The sequence below is a fragment of the Nocardia wallacei genome (assembly GCF_014466955.1).
Taxonomy (GTDB): Bacteria; Actinomycetota; Actinomycetes; order Mycobacteriales; family Mycobacteriaceae; genus Nocardia; species Nocardia wallacei.
The window spans coordinates 5,215,334-5,231,190 of record NZ_AP023396.1; the positions used below are offsets into that span (position 1 = coordinate 5,215,334).

Consider the following 15,857-nt stretch of genomic DNA (forward strand, 5'->3'; position numbering starts at 1 on the left):
CGTGAAACACAGGTACTCGCCACGACGATTAGGTGATTGCAATGCCCCGGGTGGCTACGGAGGAGATGGGCATGATCGACGGGACGATGATCGCCAACTACTTGGCCTCGGCAATCGAGGGAGCCGGCGACAGATTTGTGGACAACTCACTGGATCAGGGATTGGCCGCGCTCTCCCAGGCAGTGATTCGCAAGCTCGGGCGCGGCCCCGTCGACGATCTCGCCGCGAATCCGGACAGCATTCGGACGCGCCAGCGCGTCGCGACCGCGATAGAGCGGGCCGCCGATGCCGATGAGCGGTTCGAGCGCGAACTGGCAGACCTGCGCGATCGACTCGATCAAGCAAGAGGGCACACCACGGTGACCCACACCGCCCGAGGTGGCCGGACGGTGCTGCGGGGAACGGGCAACGGCCATACCGCGGCAGGCGATCTGTGGGTTTACGACCACTATGCTCCCCAGCCGGACGACCTTTCCGGTGCGCCGAGCTGGACGAAGGCATGCCTGTGGATCGGTGGCGCCATCGCGGCATTCGGATGGGCGATCATGATGATCGGCATCGCCCAGCACACGTCCCAGAGCACGCCCGGCGCCGGATTCGCGATCTTCGCCCTCGGCGGTTTCATCATGGCCGCAGGAGAACTCGGCGCGCGCACCTCCCGCCCCACACATCGCCGGTGAGTTGAGGCACTGCAAACCTGGTCCCCGCACCCCGCCTCAGCGATCTCCTCACCACTTCCCAGCCCGGGCCGACCCGCCACGCTCGCGCCGGGATGGCCATTGCCTGACCCTGTGGCCGCTGGATGGCGAGAAGGCCCCGCCGCGGCCGCGACATCACTGTGCGGAGTCCTCACGGCATGGGCGGGCCTGCAACTCATTTACACCACGCGCTACGCCCACCTCTACTACGAAGACCCCCAGGTTGATATGTTGCCGCACTACGCTGCGACGAATCCACCACAGAGTTGGCGACGAATCCACCACGAGCCCGGCGACAGATCCACCACGAACCCAGCGACGAATACACCACAATCTGAGCGTCATCTCCACCAGTAGACTGGTGCCGGCAGCCCCACGACCGCATTCGAGGAGATCGTCCGATGTACCCGGTTCGGTTCATCTGACATCTACAAACTCGTCCGGACCAGGTCTTAGGGGCGGCAAGGTGAGGCCACCTTCGTGGTTTGTGGGCAATTCCCCCGAAATACCGGTCCGGCCACCACACGCTCGAAGGCTGGACCCTGGCTCATCGCTCAGCAATCATTCTCGATCAGCAGTTGGTATGTCGCTTGCAGGTGCACGAGGCATTCGTCCGGGTGATGGAATCGATGGATGTACCGCAGTTCCTCGGCGCGTTCAGGGGTCAGCTCCAGTAGGTGCACCTGGCACATGAACTCCGCCAGCATGCCGTCTGCCTGTACAAACATCTTGTGTTCCAAGGGTTCTGGCATCGCGATACCCGTTCACATATCCGGCGGCAGTCGCCGCCCCGTCGTCAGCTCGGCAACCAGGCAGTTGTAGGCGTCGCTGATCCGGGCTACCCGGTAGGCGTCTTCGTGGGTTTGGCTGTCGAGGTAGTTCAGCCACAGCTCCGCGAGGCGGGAGACGATCGACCCAACCGTTTCGGTGTGCCAGACACCGGCGACGTGCGGGCGGCTTCGGAGCACTCTGACCACACTCTGGTCGATCGCAGTCGCGAGCGTCGTCAGCTGCGCTTCGGCGGCCGTGAACTCCCGGACCGCCTGGCGAAGGGCATTGGCAGACAGGGCATCTGGCGCATGCAGCTGCTGCAACGCTTCGCGGCGCTGGTGGTGCACCGAGATCATGGCGGAGGCCGCATCGGCCAGACCGGGCAACGGCAAGGCCACCGCGTCACCCCGGAATGCGCGCCGGAGATGTTCGGCGTTCGGGAACAATGGTTGCTCGTTCATCATGGCGACGCTCATCGGGGTTTGCTCGCCGAGGGGACGACCTTGCCGCCGTCGGTCAGAGCGTGGAGCGTCGCGGCCTTCGGCGGGCAGCATTTCGCCCGGCAGTCCATATGGAACTGCACGATGCTGTGCGCCTGGTCGATAGTGAAAGGCGCGTCAGGTGTTAGGTGGGTTTCCTGCTGCGTGATGGCGGCGAGTTGGTGTATCGCGAGTGTGCTGAACGGCATCCGGGGACCTCCCTGAGGTAGCGCCAAGTTACGGAGGTATCCGGCACCAAAGGCTTTCGCCACCAGTCCCGGCGCTGGGATCGGCGCGCCCGGAAGAGTAGGCGTCGGCTTGATGCCGGATACCTGGACTACCGTCGCCCATCGGGACATTCCGCCGGTATGCCGAATGCCGCTCCACCACTACGCATTCGGGACATACGCACGAATGTCTCGCCGGGCCGATGTACGGACGCATTACCAATTCGACCAACGGTTTTGCGATATACATGGAACGTATAGTCACCACCGACGTCCGGTGGTAGTCTCCGCTCGACCAGGGAAAACGGCGTTCAACCCGATCACACCCAGGGGCAACCGATGGCGCGGGCACCGAAACCGCAGCGGTACTGCACGCGCTGCGGTAACCGGTTGAACAGCTACAACGGGCAGCCGTACTGCGGGTCCTGCGAAGCGACTTTTCGTGAGGAGATGGCGCACCCGCCGCAGGTGCCGTTCGGGTTCTGGCAAACCGATCAGATACGTGATGCGCTCGCGACGTGGCACATGGGCCGGGTGATCGCGGCATATCGGACGCATCCGTATCACGGCCGGACGTTGCCGCAAGAACTCGTCGCCGGGTGGCTTGGTCTGACGCAAGCCCAGCTGAGCCGCCTGGAGAAAGGTCCACCGCCCGAATACCTGTCGAAGCTCATCCGCTGGGCGCAAGTGCTCGGCATTCCCGGTGATCTGTTGTGGTTCAAGCTGCCCGGCGCGTCCGCCGCTACGCTCGATGACGTGAAGCGCCAAGATTTTCTCCGCGCCGCGCTTGGTGTCACGGTGACAGGTGTCGCCGCGCCCCTGATCGACCTGTTGAACACGATCCAGCCCACGCCCGTGCCCTCGACAGTGGGCGCGACGGAGATCGATCAGATCCGCCGCACCGCACACGAGTTCAGCACATGGGATCACGCCTACGGGGGCGGGCTGGTGCGCGAAGCCGTTGGCGCGCAACTGCGTTACGCCGTCAGCCTGCTCAATGCCCACTGCTCGGACAAGCACCGGACCGAACTTCAGAGCGCGGTCGGCTTCCTCGGCCACACCGCGGGCTTCATGGCCTTCGACGCCTACGCCCATGCCGACGCCCGCAGCATGTTCCGGCTGGCATGGACCTGCGCCGAAGAGGCGGGCGACTGGCACCTCCGTGGCAAAGTGCTGTCTTCGATGGCGCGGCAAGCCATCTGGTGCGGCAACCCCGACGACGGCTTGACCTACATCGAACTGGCGATGGTGCGCTCAGACCGGCTGACCGCCACCGAACGCGCCATGTTGCAGTCCGCCAGAGCGCGGGCACTGGCTAAGCTGCACCGCGTCGAAGAAGCCATGTGGGCAGTCGGGCAGGCGGACGAGGCATTTTTCGAAGCCTCGCCGGAGAATGACCCGCCGTGGATGTCGTACTACGACGCCGCCCAGCATTCCGGCGACACCGGCCACGCGCTGTTCGACCTCGCCGTACAGGGTCGGTTCGCCACCGAAGCCAAGCAGCGCCTCCAGACCGCCGTGCACGGGCACACCGACACCTACGTGCGCTCCCGCGCTATTTCCGGGATCAAGCTGGCATCACTCACGATGGCTACCGGCGATCCCCAGGAAGCCGCTGCCTTCGGTACGGCCGCTCTGGTTGATGCCGGGCATATCCGCTCGCGGCGGGCCGCTGATGACCTGCGCGAGCTGACGGGCTTCGCCAAGCAGCGCCGCACTATCACGGAAGTTCAGGAACTGCGAGCACGGATCGATGCCGTCGTGGCGGGGGTATGAGCAACGCATCCGGCGCCGAGCTGTCCACAATCCTCCGATCGGCATGCCTGGCGGCCGGGGTCGATCCGGCCGACGCCGAACTCCTGCGGATGAGCGAGAACGCCATCTACCGGCTACCCGGTGGCACCGTGGTACGGATCAGTCGGCCAGGACAGCAGACCGCCGCTGCACGCGAGGTGGCGGTTGCCCGGTGGCTGGAGGCCGCAGGCGTCAACGCGGTCCAGGTTGCGCCGGGCATTGAGCAGCCGGTGGAAGTTGAGGAGAGGGCAGTTACCTTCTGGCAGGAGCTGCCACCCCACCACCGTGGCTCACCCGCGCAGGTAGCCGGAGCGCTGAAGCAACTGCACGCCTTGGCACCGCCCACCGCGTTCAACCTCGGCAAGCTCGCACCGTTCGTACGCCTGGACGAGCGGATCGATAGCGCGACCTTTCTGTCGGACAATGACCGACTTTGGATGCGCGAGCACTTGGCGGAGCTGCGTCAACGGTGGGAGAAGCTGCCGACAGGCATGCCGTGGTGCGTCGTCCACGGGGATGCCTGGGTGGGCAACGTCGTGGCCACCGACGACGGCCGGGTCATCCTGCTCGATCTGGAACGAACATCGGTAGGACCACCTGAGTGGGACTTGGCGCATACAGCGATCAAGCGGACGTCGTTCGGCTGGATCAGCGCGAAACAGTACGGCGAATTCTGCAATGTCTATGGGTATGACGTCACAGCGTGGGCAGGTTTCGAGCTACTGCGAGACATCCGGGAATTCCGGATGACCACGATGGCCGTGCAGAGCGCATCAACCACAAACCCAATCGCGTACGAACAAGCTCTATCCAGGCTCGCATGCATTCGAGGACAGCGTGGTTCGAGGCCATGGCCTAGCTGGGAGGCGCTCGGCTAATCATTGGATGAGGCGCTAAAGATGAGGAAGACCAGATTACCTGTTGACGCACAGTCGGTTGGGGCAATTCCCTGTTCACCCCGCTGTAGGTCCGGTTCGAGTCGGTTTTCGCTATGTCCGCCCTGTGGTGGGCAGACATGTGTCTTTCAATTGGATGGCGTCGAGGGTCAGTTCTGGTGCTGCACCCGAGCGCTCGCATACAGGCAGATGGCGGCTGCGGCGGCGAGGTTTAGGCTTTCGGCTCGGCCGTGGATGGGGATTCGGATGCGGTGGTCGGCCTGGGTGGCGACGGAGGAGGGGAGGCCGTGGGCCTCGTTGCCGAAGAGCCAGGCTACCGGGTGGTGGAGGATGTCGTCGGCTTCGTCGAGGTCTACTTCGCCGCGGGCTGTGGTCGCGAGGATGGTGATTCCGGCGGTGTGGAGACTGTTCAGCACCGTGTCGGTGTCACGTTCGCGGGCGATGGGGACGTGGAAAAGGCTTCCGGCGCAGGCTCGTACGCATTTACCGTTGTGGGGGTCGACCGAATCGCCGGAGAGGACGACGCCGTCCGCGCCTACCGCGTCGGCGACGCGGATGAGGGTGCCTGCGTTGCCGGGGTCGGAGATTTCCACCGGGACTGCCAGTAATCGCGGACCGGTTGGTGGTGTGCGCGCTGACTCACCTGCGGCAGGTCCATGTTCGGGCGCAGTGTCCGCCAATTCGAACGTCACGTCCGCACCGGTACCCGAAAGCACTTGTGCCAGTGGCACATCCACCTGACGGCACACCGCGACCAACCCCGGCGGGGTCACCGTCTCCCCCAATTGCTCAGCGGCGCGGTCGCTTACGAGCGTCGTCCGCACCCCCAGCGCCGCCGCGGAAGCCACCAGTTCGTGTTCTCGCTCGGCAGCGCGGCCGGAGAAGAACAGCTCCTCCACTCGCCCCGTATCCAATGCCGCCGCAACGGAATTGGCGCCCTCGGCGAGAAACAGGCCGGTTTTGCGCCGTTGCGCGCCCCGATGCAGCTTGACAGCCGAAACGACCCGCGGGTTGCGCTCCGAGAGGGGCGCGTCCGCGGGTCGTTTCGGAAAGTCGGGTGTCAAGCCGAGGTCAGGCGGCGGGGGCGTTGACGTCGGCGGGGAGGGCCGCCTTCGCCACCGCGACCAGGCCGGCGAACGCCTCGGCGTCCGAGACTGCCAGCTCGGCGAGGATCTTGCGGTCCACCTCGACACCGGCGGCCTTCAGGCCCTGGATGAAGCGGTTGTAGGTGATGTCGTTGGCGCGGGCCGCCGCGTTGATGCGGGCGATCCAGAGCTTGCGGAAGTCACCCTTGCGCGCCCGGCGGTCCCGGTAGGCGTAGGTGAGCGAGTGCAGCTGCTGTTCCTTCGCCTTGCGGTACAGGCGAGAGCGCTGGCCCCGGTAGCCCTTGGAGGCCTCGAGGATGGAACGGCGCTTCTTCTGAGCGTTGACGGCCCTTTTGACGCGTGCCACTGGTCAGTCCTTGTTCGATCGAGGGGCGCTCGCGGCGCCCGGGTGGTCGGGGTTGGCGGGGCTTACTCAGATACCGAGCAGCTTCTTGACGCGCGCGACGTCGGCCTTGGCGACAGAGACGGTGCCTTCCAGACGACGAGTCCGGCGGCTGGACTTGTACTCGAACAGGTGGCGGCGGTTGGCCTGCTGCCGGAGCAGCTTGCCCTTCCCCGACACCTTGAAGCGCTTCGACGCGCCGCTGTGGCTCTTCATCTTCGGCATGGAATCCTCAATCTGTCTCGTGCCGGTGGCAGCGCGGAGCCGCACTACCACCGGTGCTGTATCGGTTCTACTGCGGGGCGGCCGCTTCGGCCTCCGGCGCGGGCGCCGGCCCCGGGGTGGGCCGCGACGGCGCACCGGCGGAACCGCCGCCGGCCGCGGTGCCCTGCTGCGACTGCGATGCCGTCTGCTGCGCCTTCACCCGCGTCTTCGCACCCTTGTGCGGCGCGAGGACCATCGTCATGTTCCGGCCGTCCTGCTTGGCGGAGGTCTCCACGAAGCCGAGGTCGGCCACGTCGGAGGCGAGCCGCTGCAGCAGCCGGAAGCCCAGCTCCGGCCGCGACTGCTCGCGGCCGCGGAACATGATCGTCACCTTGACCTTCGACCCGGCCTCGAGGAACCGCATCACGTGGCCCCGCTTGGTTGCGTAGTCATGGTCATCGATCTTCGGACGGAGCTTCTGCTCCTTGATCACGGTCTGCTGCTGGTTCTTCCGGGACTCGCGCGCCTTCTGCGCCGTCTCGTACTTGAACTTGCCGTAGTCCATGATCTTGCAGACCGGCGGTCGCGCGTCCGGCGCGACCTCGACCAGATCGAGATCTGCCTCCTGCGCGACGCGTAGTGCATCTTCAACACGCACGATCCCAACCTGCTCGCCACCGGGTCCGATGAGCCGAACTTCGGGCACGCGGATGCGATCGTTGATGCGGGTCTCAGTGCTGATGGGGCCTCCTAGGTCAAGCGGTGTCGTCCAACGACCGCGCGCTATAACTGCAACCCCATATCCAACACGAAAGCCCCGGTGCGGTATTTCACCGCCACGGGGCCCGATGTCGACCGGTCGTCGGCGCGAGACCTCTCGCATCGACCCCACGCTGGGAAAACCCCGCGCGAGAAACCCATCGGCAACGATGGGCGACCGGACCGTCGGGCCTGGCGTGTCGCCGGCCGGCGGTGGGAGTCGGGCTCCACTTATGGCCCCGAACCTGTTGCAGTAACCGGACCGGGGCGGTCGTCGGCTGCCAGCTTAACATCCGGGGTACCGCAACTCCCAATCGGCCGCCCCCGCGACCAGGCACGTCGGTCTCGGATGCGATGCTACCGGGCATGAGTGAGGCGTCGTCGAACGAGTCCGTGCGGGAGCTGGCGGACATCCCCGCGGTCGAGGTGATCAGTCGCGCGGCCGTGATGCTGATGAGTTCGGCCGCCGAGAAGCTCGGCCTCGCCGACGACGATCCCGACACCAGCGCGCGCCTCGACCTGGACGAGGCCCGCCGCGTCATCACCGCCCTCGCCGGTCTGGTCACCGCGTCGGTGGAGTACCTGGGCCCGCACGCCGGGCCGATCCGCGACGGCCTGCAGTCGCTGCAGCGCGCCTTCCGCGAGGCGTCTGCGCACCCCGACGAGCCGGGCAAGGGCCCGGGTGAGAAGTACACCGGCCCCGTGTACTGAGCGGGTACCCTCGCCCGTCACCGGATTGCGCGAACGATCCACTGCTCCAAGTCAATACAAAATCTCCCGTTTCACACACACGGCCGGGGACCGCCCATATGATTCGACGGATGTCTTCGCGGGTACCCACAGCTGCCGCAACGGGAAAAACAGGAGCAGCATGACCGCCAGAAACGACCTCGAACAGGAATTGCGCGGCCCGACAGCGGCGCTGGACCTCCTGTCCGACGGGGAGATCGCCGACCTGCTCACGCTGTTCCGCTCCGCCCGGCAGCAGGAACGCACCGCGCTCGCCGAATCCATCGACGGCATGGTCGGCGCGCTGCCGAAGCCACTGCGCGGGGTGACGAAGCGGATCATGTTCGGAGACGCCGTCGACTGATGAGTGAACTGGTCACCCGCGCCCAGATCATCCTGCTGGCGCGCACCCTGCACGTGTCGCCGCATCGGCTGGCGCATCTCGAGCGGCTGGGCGCCGAACATCTGCACGAACTCCAGCAGCGGATGGCGGCGATCATCTTCGACGAGCATGCCGAAACCTTCCGGCGCATCAGCAAATTGGTGCCGTTCATCCCGCTGACGATCTCCATGCCGCTGGTGCAGCGGATCGTGCCGCCGATGATGACGGGGCGCGCGGCCGGGGCGGTCGGGATCGACCATCCGAAGAAGGCCGTGGAGACGATGTCGCTGCTGAGTACCGACTACGCGACCGACTGCACGCCGTATCTGGATCCCGCGACCGTGGGCCTGCTCGCCTCCGACGCGCCACCCGAACCGGTCGTCGCGGTCGTCAACGAAATCCTGCGCCGCCGCGATTACGTCACCGCCGGGCCGTTCCTGGGTTATGCCACGCCGTCGTTGATCGAGGCGGTCGAGCAGGGTGTGCCCGACGACGAGGGGCTGATCTTCTCCGCGGCGTTCGCCTACTCCTCGGCGAGCGTCAGCGCCGTCGTGCGACAGCTGCTGAACGGTCCGGCGCAACGTATTCCGCGCATGGTGCATACCGTGCTGGCCGGGTCGCCGGATCTGCAGTCGGCGGCGCTGTCGGTGTTCGCGCGGTGTGAGCCCGAGGTGATCGCCGCGGTCGGCGACATCTTGTTCAGCATCGGGTCACCGGAGTCGATCGGCACGCTCGTCACCAACGCTCAGCGCACGGGGGTCACGGTCGAGTTCCTGGCCCTCACCGCCTCGCTGAGTTCGGTGGCGCTGGACCGGCTGGCGGCCAATCCCGTTCTGGCCGAACGGGAAACGCTGTCGGGTCTGGTCGCCGCGCTGGAGGGGCCGGTCGGGCCGCGCAGCTGGCGGGGACTGTTCGAGTTGACCGCGCACGGCGATGTCGACCTGCGGCGCGATGTCGCCCGGCTGCTGGCCGAGGTGTCCGCGGCCATGGTGGCGCAGCTGCCTTCGCGGGCCACCGAGGCGGGGGTGTGGACGGCGCTGCTCGATATGGTCGCCGATTCCGACTCCGACGTCCGAGCCCACATCGGCGGGGTGTGGGCCGCCCTGCCCGACGAACGCCGTGTGGGCCTGCAGCGCCACCTGGACGAACGCACCGCCGACCCGCGCCTGGCCGTGCTCCGCGCCGCCATGCCCGCGGTCTCGGTGGAGGAAGTGTTCTTCCGCCGCCGCCAACTCCGCCGCCACGGCTCCGGCGGCCCCGAATTCGGCGCCGCCGCAGGAGGTTTCGGCGGCTGACCCAGTCAGTACACAACGGGTCAAACCCGACACGCCCCACACCCCGCACTCCCCCACGGCCGATCGGCGCGCGGCTGCGGGCAGGTCAGCGGAGGGCTGCTGCCTTGCGGCGGGCGGCTGCGGCGCGTTTGGGGTCGGCTTCGGCTGGTTTGCGTGTGGCGGGCTTCTTGGCGGGGGCCTTTTTGGTGGTCTTCGCGGGGGCGGGCTCTTCGGGGGCGGGTGAGAGGACGGTGCGGAGGAACTGGCCGGTGTAGCTTTCCGGTACTGCCGCAATGTCTTCCGGGGTGCCCTGGGCGATGACGGTGCCGCCGCCGGAGCCGCCCTCGGGGCCCATGTCGATCACCCAGTCGGCGGTCTTGACGACATCCAGGTTGTGTTCGATGACGATGACCGTGTTGCCCTTGTCCACCAGGCCGTTGATGACGCCCAGCAGTTTGCGGATGTCCTCGAAGTGCAGGCCGGTGGTCGGCTCGTCCAGGATGTAGACGGTGCGGCCGGTGGAACGCTTCTGCAGCTCGGCGGACAGCTTCACGCGCTGCGCCTCGCCGCCGGACAGCGTCGGTGCGCTCTGCCCCAGCCGGACATACCCGAGACCGACATCGACCAAGGTCTTGAGATAGCGGTGGATCGAGGTGACCGGCTCGAAGAATTCGGCCGCCTCCTCGATGGGCATGTCCAGCACCTCGGCGATGGTCTTGCCCTTGTAGTGCACCTCGAGAGTCTCCCGGTTGTAGCGGGCGCCGTGGCACACCTCGCACGGGACGTAGACGTCGGGCAGGAAGTTCATCTCGATCTTCAAAGTGCCGTCGCCCGAACATGCCTCGCAGCGGCCGCCTTTGACGTTGAACGAGAACCGGCCGGGCTGATAGCCGCGCACCTTCGCCTCGGTGGTCGCGGCGAACAGGGTGCGGATCTTGTCGAACACGCCGGTGTAGGTGGCGGGGTTGGAGCGTGGGGTGCGGCCGATCGGCGACTGGTCCACCTGAACCAGCTTGTCCAGATGGTCCAGGCCGTTGATCCGGGTGTGGCGGCCCGGTACCTGCCGCGCGCCGTTGAGCTTGTTCGCCAGCACCGTCGCCAGGATGTCGTTCACCAGGGTGGATTTGCCCGAACCCGATACACCGGTGACGGCCGTCAGCACGCCCAGCGGGAAGTCCACATCGATGCCGCGCAGATTGTGCTCGTTGGCGCCGACGACGGTGAGCTGCTTCTTCTTGTTCACCGGCCGCCGCACCATCGGCACCTCGATGCGCTCGCGCCCCGCGAGGTACGCGCCCGTCAGCGAGTTGCGGTCGGCGAGCAGGCCCGGGTACGGACCGCTGTACACCACCTGGCCGCCGTGCTCGCCGGCCATCGGGCCGATGTCGACCACCCAGTCGGAGGCGTGAATGGTGTCCTCGTCGTGCTCGACCACGATCAGCGTGTTGCCGAGATCGCGCAGGCGCGAGAGGGTTTCGATGAGCCGCCGGTTGTCGCGCTGGTGCAGCCCGATCGAGGGCTCGTCCAGCACGTACAGCACGCCCACCAGGCCCGAGCCGATCTGGGTGGCCAGCCGGATGCGCTGCGCCTCACCGCCGGACAGCGTGGCCGCCGCGCGCGAGAGCGTCAGGTATTCCAGGCCGACATCGAGCAGGAAGCCCAGCCGCGCCTGGATCTCCTTGAGGACCTGCCCGGCGATGGCCGCCTCCCGCTCCCCCAGCTCGAGCGAGTTCAGGAACTTGGAGCAGTCGCGAATCGAGAAGTCGCACACCTCGGCGATGGAACGGCGCCCCGCACCGGAATTCAGGGTGACCGCGAGGATTTCCGGGCGCAGCCGCGCACCCCGGCACACGGGACACGGGATGTCGCGCATGTAACCCTCGTAGTGCTCCTTCATCTGCTCGGACTCGGTGTTGTCCATGCGCCGCTGCAGGAACGGCATCACGCCCTCGAAATCGGCGTAGTAGGAGCGCTTGCGGCCGTAGCGGTTGGTGTAGGACACGTGCACCTGATCGGTGCTGCCCTCCAGCACCGCCTTGCGGGCCTTGGCGGGCAAGCGGTTCCACGGCGTGTCCATGGAGAAGCCGATGGACTCGGCCAGGCCGGACAGCAGCCGGGTGAAGTACTCGGCCGTCTGCCCGCGCGACCACGGGGCGATCGCGCCCGCGGCCAGGCTCAGGTCGGGATCGGGCACTACCAGATCGGGGTCGACCTCCTTGCGGATGCCCAGGCCGGTGCAGTCGGGGCAGGCGCCGTAGGGCGAGTTGAACGAGAACGAGCGCGGCTCGAGATCTTCGATGTCGAGCGGATGGCCGTTGGGACAGGCCAGTTTCTCGGAGAAGCGGCGCTCGCGGTCGTGGGCGTGCTCGTCGCGGTCGACGAAGTCCAGCACCACGATGCCGTCGGCCAGTCGCAGCGCGGTCTCGATGGAATCGGTGAGGCGCTGTTTGGCGCTCGGCTTGGCGGTGAGGCGGTCGATCACGACCTCGATGTCGTGCTTCTCCTGCTTCTTCAGCTTCGGCGGCTCGGTCAGCGAATGCACCACGCCGTCCACTCGCACGCGCGAATAGCCCTGTGTCTTCAATTGATCGAACAGGTCGACGAATTCGCCCTTGCGGGTGCGGACCACCGGCGCCAGCACCTGGAAGCGCGTGCCCTCCGGCATCTCCAGCACCTGGTCGACGATCTGCTGCGGGGTCTGCTTGGCGATCAGCTCGCCGCAGACCGGGCAGTGCGGGGTGCCGGCGCGCGCGTACAGCAGGCGGAGGTAGTCGTAGACCTCGGTGATGGTGCCGACCGTGGAGCGGGGGTTGCGGTTGGTGGACTTCTGGTCGATCGACACCGCGGGCGAGAGGCCCTCGATGAAGTCGACATCCGGCTTGTCCATCTGGCCGAGGAACTGGCGCGCGTAGGCCGACAGCGACTCCACGTAGCGGCGCTGCCCCTCGGCGAAGATGGTGTCGAAGGCGAGGCTCGACTTGCCGGACCCGGACAGCCCGGTGAAGACGATGAGACTGTCGCGGGGCAGGTCGAGGTCCACTCCCTTGAGGTTGTGCTCCCGCGCTCCGCGCACCGTCAGGCGATCCGCCACAGGCCGTCCCTTCTCCATCGTGTTTCGGCGTCCAGAAGTACCCCCGCCGTCATGCTAGGCACACCCACCGACAAGTTCGCTCGCCGAGCGGGCAACGCGACGCCGACCAGGGATTTCGGCGGTCACCGACGAGAGCGGGGGCCGCGGCGACGATCGGCGGCGGCTCGCGAGACCCCGGGCGCCCGGCGGGGCACCGCACCTGTCCAGACTACGTGCCCACCGCCGGGCGGCCGGTGTGAGACGCCGGACAGCACCCGGCCGATGCCGTGCCGATCAGACCGGTCCGAGCACCAGGACCGAGTTGTGCCCGCCCATGCCGAGCGCCGTCTTGACCGTGAGCCCGCCCTCGAAGGGCGTCGGGCCGTCGAGCAGTCGCGGATGCGGAGCGGCGACGATCGGCGGGGCCGGGACGACGCCGCGCTCGTAGCCCAGCGCCGCGGCGGCCAGCTCCACCCCGGCCGAGGCGCCCATGCAGTGCCCGGTCAGCGGTTTGATCGAGTACACCCGGGGAACGTCGTCGAACACGTCGCGCAGCAGCGTGGTCTCGGCGATGTCACACTGCCGGGTGCCGGGCCCGTGGGCGTTGTAATAGGTCACGTCGGCGGGATCGACGCCCGCGAAATCCAATGCGCGACGGGTGCATTCGAAGATCTGCGTCAGGCTCGGCTCGACCGACACGACGTGGTACGCGTCGTTGGTCATGGCGCCGCCGAGCACGGTCGCGTACGGCCGCCGCGCCGACCGTGTCAGCACGAAGGCCACCGACGCCTCGCCGAAGCTGAACCCGCGGCTGCCCTCCTGGAACGGCCGGCACGCGTCCAGCGGGGCGGCGTCGGCCACCGCGGCGCCCATCCGCACGAAATGTTCGACCATGTCGGGACTGCCCGACAGGTCGGTGGTCACGCAGACGACATCGTCCGCGAAGCCCTGGTCCAGCCACAGCTTCGCGGTGATCAGCGCAACGTTGGCCGAACTGCACGCCGCCGACACGTTCATCGACGGACCGTGGAAGCCGTACTCCTGCATCAGTACCGAGATCGGGGTCGAGGGTAATAATCGCAGATAGTCGCGGGACCGCCGGTGGCCGTCGTCGACGACATAGAAATCGTGCCAGTCGTAGACATCGCCCAGCACGATCGCGTGCAGCAAACCCACGGTGCGGCCGCGGCGCCATCCCCGCTCCGTCGCGTCGGCGATCGCCTCTCGTGCCGACTCGTGCATGGCCCGCGCGTAGCGGCTGGGGCTGACGGCGGGGTCGCCGCCGTCGGGTAGTAGGGCAACCCACGCGCGCTCGTCGCGGTTGGGGCCGTACCCTGGATGCAGCCGGGCCGCGGGTTTTCCGCTCAGCAGACCCTGCCAGAGTGTCTCGCGTCCCCAGCCGTAACCACTGACGACACCGATGCCGGCGATCGTCATATGATCTTGATGTTGTTCCGCGGGCTGCGGAGTGGTGGTGCTTGGCATCGCATCGCTCCTTCACCGGTCCCGGACCCGATAGCGAATAGTCCGCCATCACTGAGCAAACCGGTAGCTGTAATGATCGCCAATCAGCGCCCGACGAAGTGCCCGGACTGTGACAGATCCAATATCGTCTCCGCTGTGATCTGCTACACGCCGGACAACAGAATGATCCCGTGTGCCATTGACGCAAGTCTTCGATGATCAGGGGGTACGTGTGGTTGAGGTGGGTGGCGACCGGGACGATCCCGTCGATGCCGAACAACTTGCCCAGCGGTACCGGACCCTGGTCGAGCACAGTCCGGACGGGGTGGTGGTGCACGAGCGCGGCATCATCGTATTTGCCAATCCAGCAATAGTGCGGCTACTTGAAGCCGAGGATACCGATCAGGTTGTCGGACAGCCGGTCACGCGCTTCGTCGACCCTCGATCGATCCCCGGAATGCTCGAGCGCATCGGTCGGCTGGAGGCCACCGGCGATGCCTCCGATCCGGCGGAGATGACCCTGATCCGCTGCGACGGGCGACCGGTCGACGTGGAGACCGTATCGGTGCTGACGGCTTGGCACGACCATCTCGCGTATCAGGTCGTCATCCACGACCTGACCGCCCAGCGCCGCGCCGAGGCGGCCCAGCGCCGCGCCGAACAACACTTCACCACCGTCGTCTCCCAATTGGAGGAGGGCGTGGTGGTGATCGATCGCGACGGGCGCATCGAGTCGATCAATCCCGCCGCCAAACGGATCTTCGGGCACGACGGCGACGATCTGGTGGGCACGCGGATCGACGCGCTGCCGCTGGCGCTGCTGGACGCCAACGCCCAGCCGCTGCCGCCGATCCGCCATCCGGTCGCGCGCACGCTGGCCACCGGCGAGACCATCACGCGCTACGTGTTCGGGGTGGATCGCCCGGACGGGCAGCGCCGCTGGCTGTCGGGGTCGAGCCGGCTGCTCAATCCCGCCGACCCGGATTCGCCCGCGGTGTCGTCGTTCAACGATGTCACCGAATTCCGGGCCAGCCGCAGGCAATTGGAGTACCAGGCCACGCACGACCCGCTGACCGGGCTGGCCAATCGGTCGCTGGTGCTGTCGCGGCTGGCGGCGGCACTGGGCACCAGCGAGGATCTGCCGGTGGCCACCGTGCTGTTCATCGATCTCGACGGTTTCAAGAACATCAACGACACCCTCGGCCACGCCATCGGCGATACCGTCTTACAGATCGTGGCGCAGCGCCTGCAGCGCAGCCTGCGGCACGACGACGTGGTGGGGCGGCTGGGCGGCGACGAGTTCCTGGTGCTGCTGTCCGGCAACACCCTGCCCGACGATCTGGAGGCGCTGGTGGCGCGGCTGCGCCAGAGCATGGCCGAGCCGATCATCGCGCGCGGGCACCGCATCCACGTCGACGCCTCCATCGGCGTGGCGCCGCTGCATCCCGGCGACACCCGCACCCCCGAAGCCGTTCTCCACGACGCGGATCTGGCGATGTATCGAGCCAAGCCGGCCACCGGACGGGAGAACAACGCGATCGGGCGGCGCCCGAACAACACGCACGCCTCCTGAGACACCGGCGCGAACGAGTCCCGTGCCGAACGCCTCACCTGCGATTACG

Annotated in this window: 16 protein-coding genes; 7 read left to right on the forward strand and 9 right to left on the reverse strand. The window is 67.1% G+C overall.

The features are described 5' to 3' along the window. Positions 1-71: 71 nt before the first annotated feature. Positions 72-680 (forward strand): hypothetical protein, encoded by a 609-nt coding sequence (locus NWFMUON74_RS22885; protein ID WP_187683871.1) that lies wholly within the window; start codon positions 72-74, stop codon positions 678-680. A 572-nt stretch (positions 681-1,252) separates the two neighbouring features. Here NWFMUON74_RS22885 and NWFMUON74_RS22890 read toward each other — a convergent pair. From NWFMUON74_RS22890 to NWFMUON74_RS22900, 3 genes are read right to left on the reverse strand one after another with little or no spacing between them, the layout of a single operon-like run. Next, positions 1,253-1,426 (reverse strand): hypothetical protein, encoded by a 174-nt coding sequence (locus NWFMUON74_RS22890; RefSeq protein ID WP_232110525.1) that lies wholly within the window; start codon positions 1,424-1,426, stop codon positions 1,253-1,255. A gap of 36 nt (positions 1,427-1,462) precedes the next feature. Then, on the reverse strand, positions 1,463-1,945 hold the full coding sequence (locus NWFMUON74_RS22895) for a hypothetical protein (protein ID WP_187683872.1): 483 nt from the start codon (positions 1,943-1,945) through the stop codon (positions 1,463-1,465). After that, positions 1,942-2,157 (reverse strand): hypothetical protein, encoded by a 216-nt coding sequence (locus NWFMUON74_RS22900; protein WP_187683873.1) that lies wholly within the window; start codon positions 2,155-2,157, stop codon positions 1,942-1,944. The genes NWFMUON74_RS22895 and NWFMUON74_RS22900 overlap by 4 nt, the downstream gene beginning before the upstream one ends. 408 nt (positions 2,158-2,565) lie before the next feature. On the opposite strand from NWFMUON74_RS22900, the gene NWFMUON74_RS22905 reads away from it, so the two are divergent. After that, positions 2,566-3,951 carry a helix-turn-helix domain-containing protein gene (locus NWFMUON74_RS22905; RefSeq protein ID WP_232110526.1) on the forward strand — a complete coding sequence of 462 codons (1,386 nt, stop codon included), beginning with the start codon at positions 2,566-2,568 and terminating at the stop codon, positions 3,949-3,951. After that, a complete protein-coding gene (locus tag NWFMUON74_RS22910; RefSeq protein ID WP_187683874.1) occupies positions 3,948-4,847 on the forward strand; it encodes an aminoglycoside phosphotransferase family protein in 900 nt (299 codons plus the stop codon). Before NWFMUON74_RS22905 ends, NWFMUON74_RS22910 begins: the two co-directional genes overlap by 4 nt. A 167-nt stretch (positions 4,848-5,014) precedes the next feature. On the opposite strand, the gene NWFMUON74_RS22915 is transcribed toward NWFMUON74_RS22910, so the two are convergent. The 4 genes from NWFMUON74_RS22915 to infC all read right to left on the reverse strand — a co-directional run bounded on the left by NWFMUON74_RS22915 (position 5,015) and on the right by infC (position 7,344). Next, positions 5,015-5,929, reverse strand: a complete 915-nt coding sequence (locus tag NWFMUON74_RS22915; RefSeq protein ID WP_187683875.1) for a TrmH family RNA methyltransferase — start codon at positions 5,927-5,929, stop codon at positions 5,015-5,017. 7 nt (positions 5,930-5,936) lie between these two features. Continuing rightward, entirely contained in the window at positions 5,937-6,317 is a 381-nt protein-coding gene (gene rplT, locus NWFMUON74_RS22920; protein ID WP_187683876.1) for a 50S ribosomal protein L20, read from the reverse strand. Between the two features lie 66 nt (positions 6,318-6,383). Continuing rightward, positions 6,384-6,578, reverse strand: a complete 195-nt coding sequence (gene rpmI, locus NWFMUON74_RS22925) for a 50S ribosomal protein L35 (RefSeq protein WP_187683877.1) — start codon at positions 6,576-6,578, stop codon at positions 6,384-6,386. A 67-nt stretch (positions 6,579-6,645) separates the two neighbouring features. Then, complete coding sequence (gene infC, locus NWFMUON74_RS22930; RefSeq protein ID WP_232111201.1) at positions 6,646-7,344, reverse strand: translation initiation factor IF-3; 699 nt, start codon at positions 7,342-7,344, stop codon at positions 6,646-6,648. A gap of 338 nt (positions 7,345-7,682) precedes the next feature. On the opposite strand from infC, the gene NWFMUON74_RS22935 reads away from it, so the two are divergent. From NWFMUON74_RS22935 to NWFMUON74_RS22945, 3 genes are all read left to right on the forward strand, one after another. Next, on the forward strand, positions 7,683-8,027 hold the full coding sequence (locus tag NWFMUON74_RS22935) for a DUF1844 domain-containing protein (protein ID WP_187683878.1): 345 nt from the start codon (positions 7,683-7,685) through the stop codon (positions 8,025-8,027). Between the two features lie 160 nt (positions 8,028-8,187). Then, positions 8,188-8,409 (forward strand): hypothetical protein, encoded by a 222-nt coding sequence (locus NWFMUON74_RS22940; RefSeq protein WP_187683879.1) that lies wholly within the window; start codon positions 8,188-8,190, stop codon positions 8,407-8,409. Next, positions 8,409-9,722: a hypothetical protein gene (locus tag NWFMUON74_RS22945; protein WP_187683880.1), complete on the forward strand. Its 1,314-nt coding sequence runs from the start codon at positions 8,409-8,411 to the stop codon at positions 9,720-9,722. Before NWFMUON74_RS22940 ends, NWFMUON74_RS22945 begins: the two co-directional genes overlap by 1 nt. Positions 9,723-9,807: 85 nt before the next feature. Here NWFMUON74_RS22945 and uvrA read toward each other — a convergent pair whose 3' ends face one another. Together uvrA and NWFMUON74_RS22955 are read right to left on the reverse strand one after the other, a co-directional pair. Then, entirely contained in the window at positions 9,808-12,792 is a 2,985-nt protein-coding gene (uvrA, locus tag NWFMUON74_RS22950; RefSeq protein ID WP_187683881.1) for an excinuclease ABC subunit UvrA, read from the reverse strand. A gap of 273 nt (positions 12,793-13,065) precedes the next feature. Then, positions 13,066-14,256 carry a beta-ketoacyl synthase N-terminal-like domain-containing protein gene (locus NWFMUON74_RS22955; RefSeq protein ID WP_232110527.1) on the reverse strand — a complete coding sequence of 397 codons (1,191 nt, stop codon included), beginning with the start codon at positions 14,254-14,256 and terminating at the stop codon, positions 13,066-13,068. Between the two features lie 211 nt (positions 14,257-14,467). Between NWFMUON74_RS22955 and NWFMUON74_RS22960 the strand changes: the two genes are divergently transcribed. Beyond that, positions 14,468-15,808: a diguanylate cyclase domain-containing protein gene (locus NWFMUON74_RS22960; protein ID WP_342212907.1), complete on the forward strand. Its 1,341-nt coding sequence runs from the start codon at positions 14,468-14,470 to the stop codon at positions 15,806-15,808. Positions 15,809-15,857: the final 49 nt, after the last annotated feature.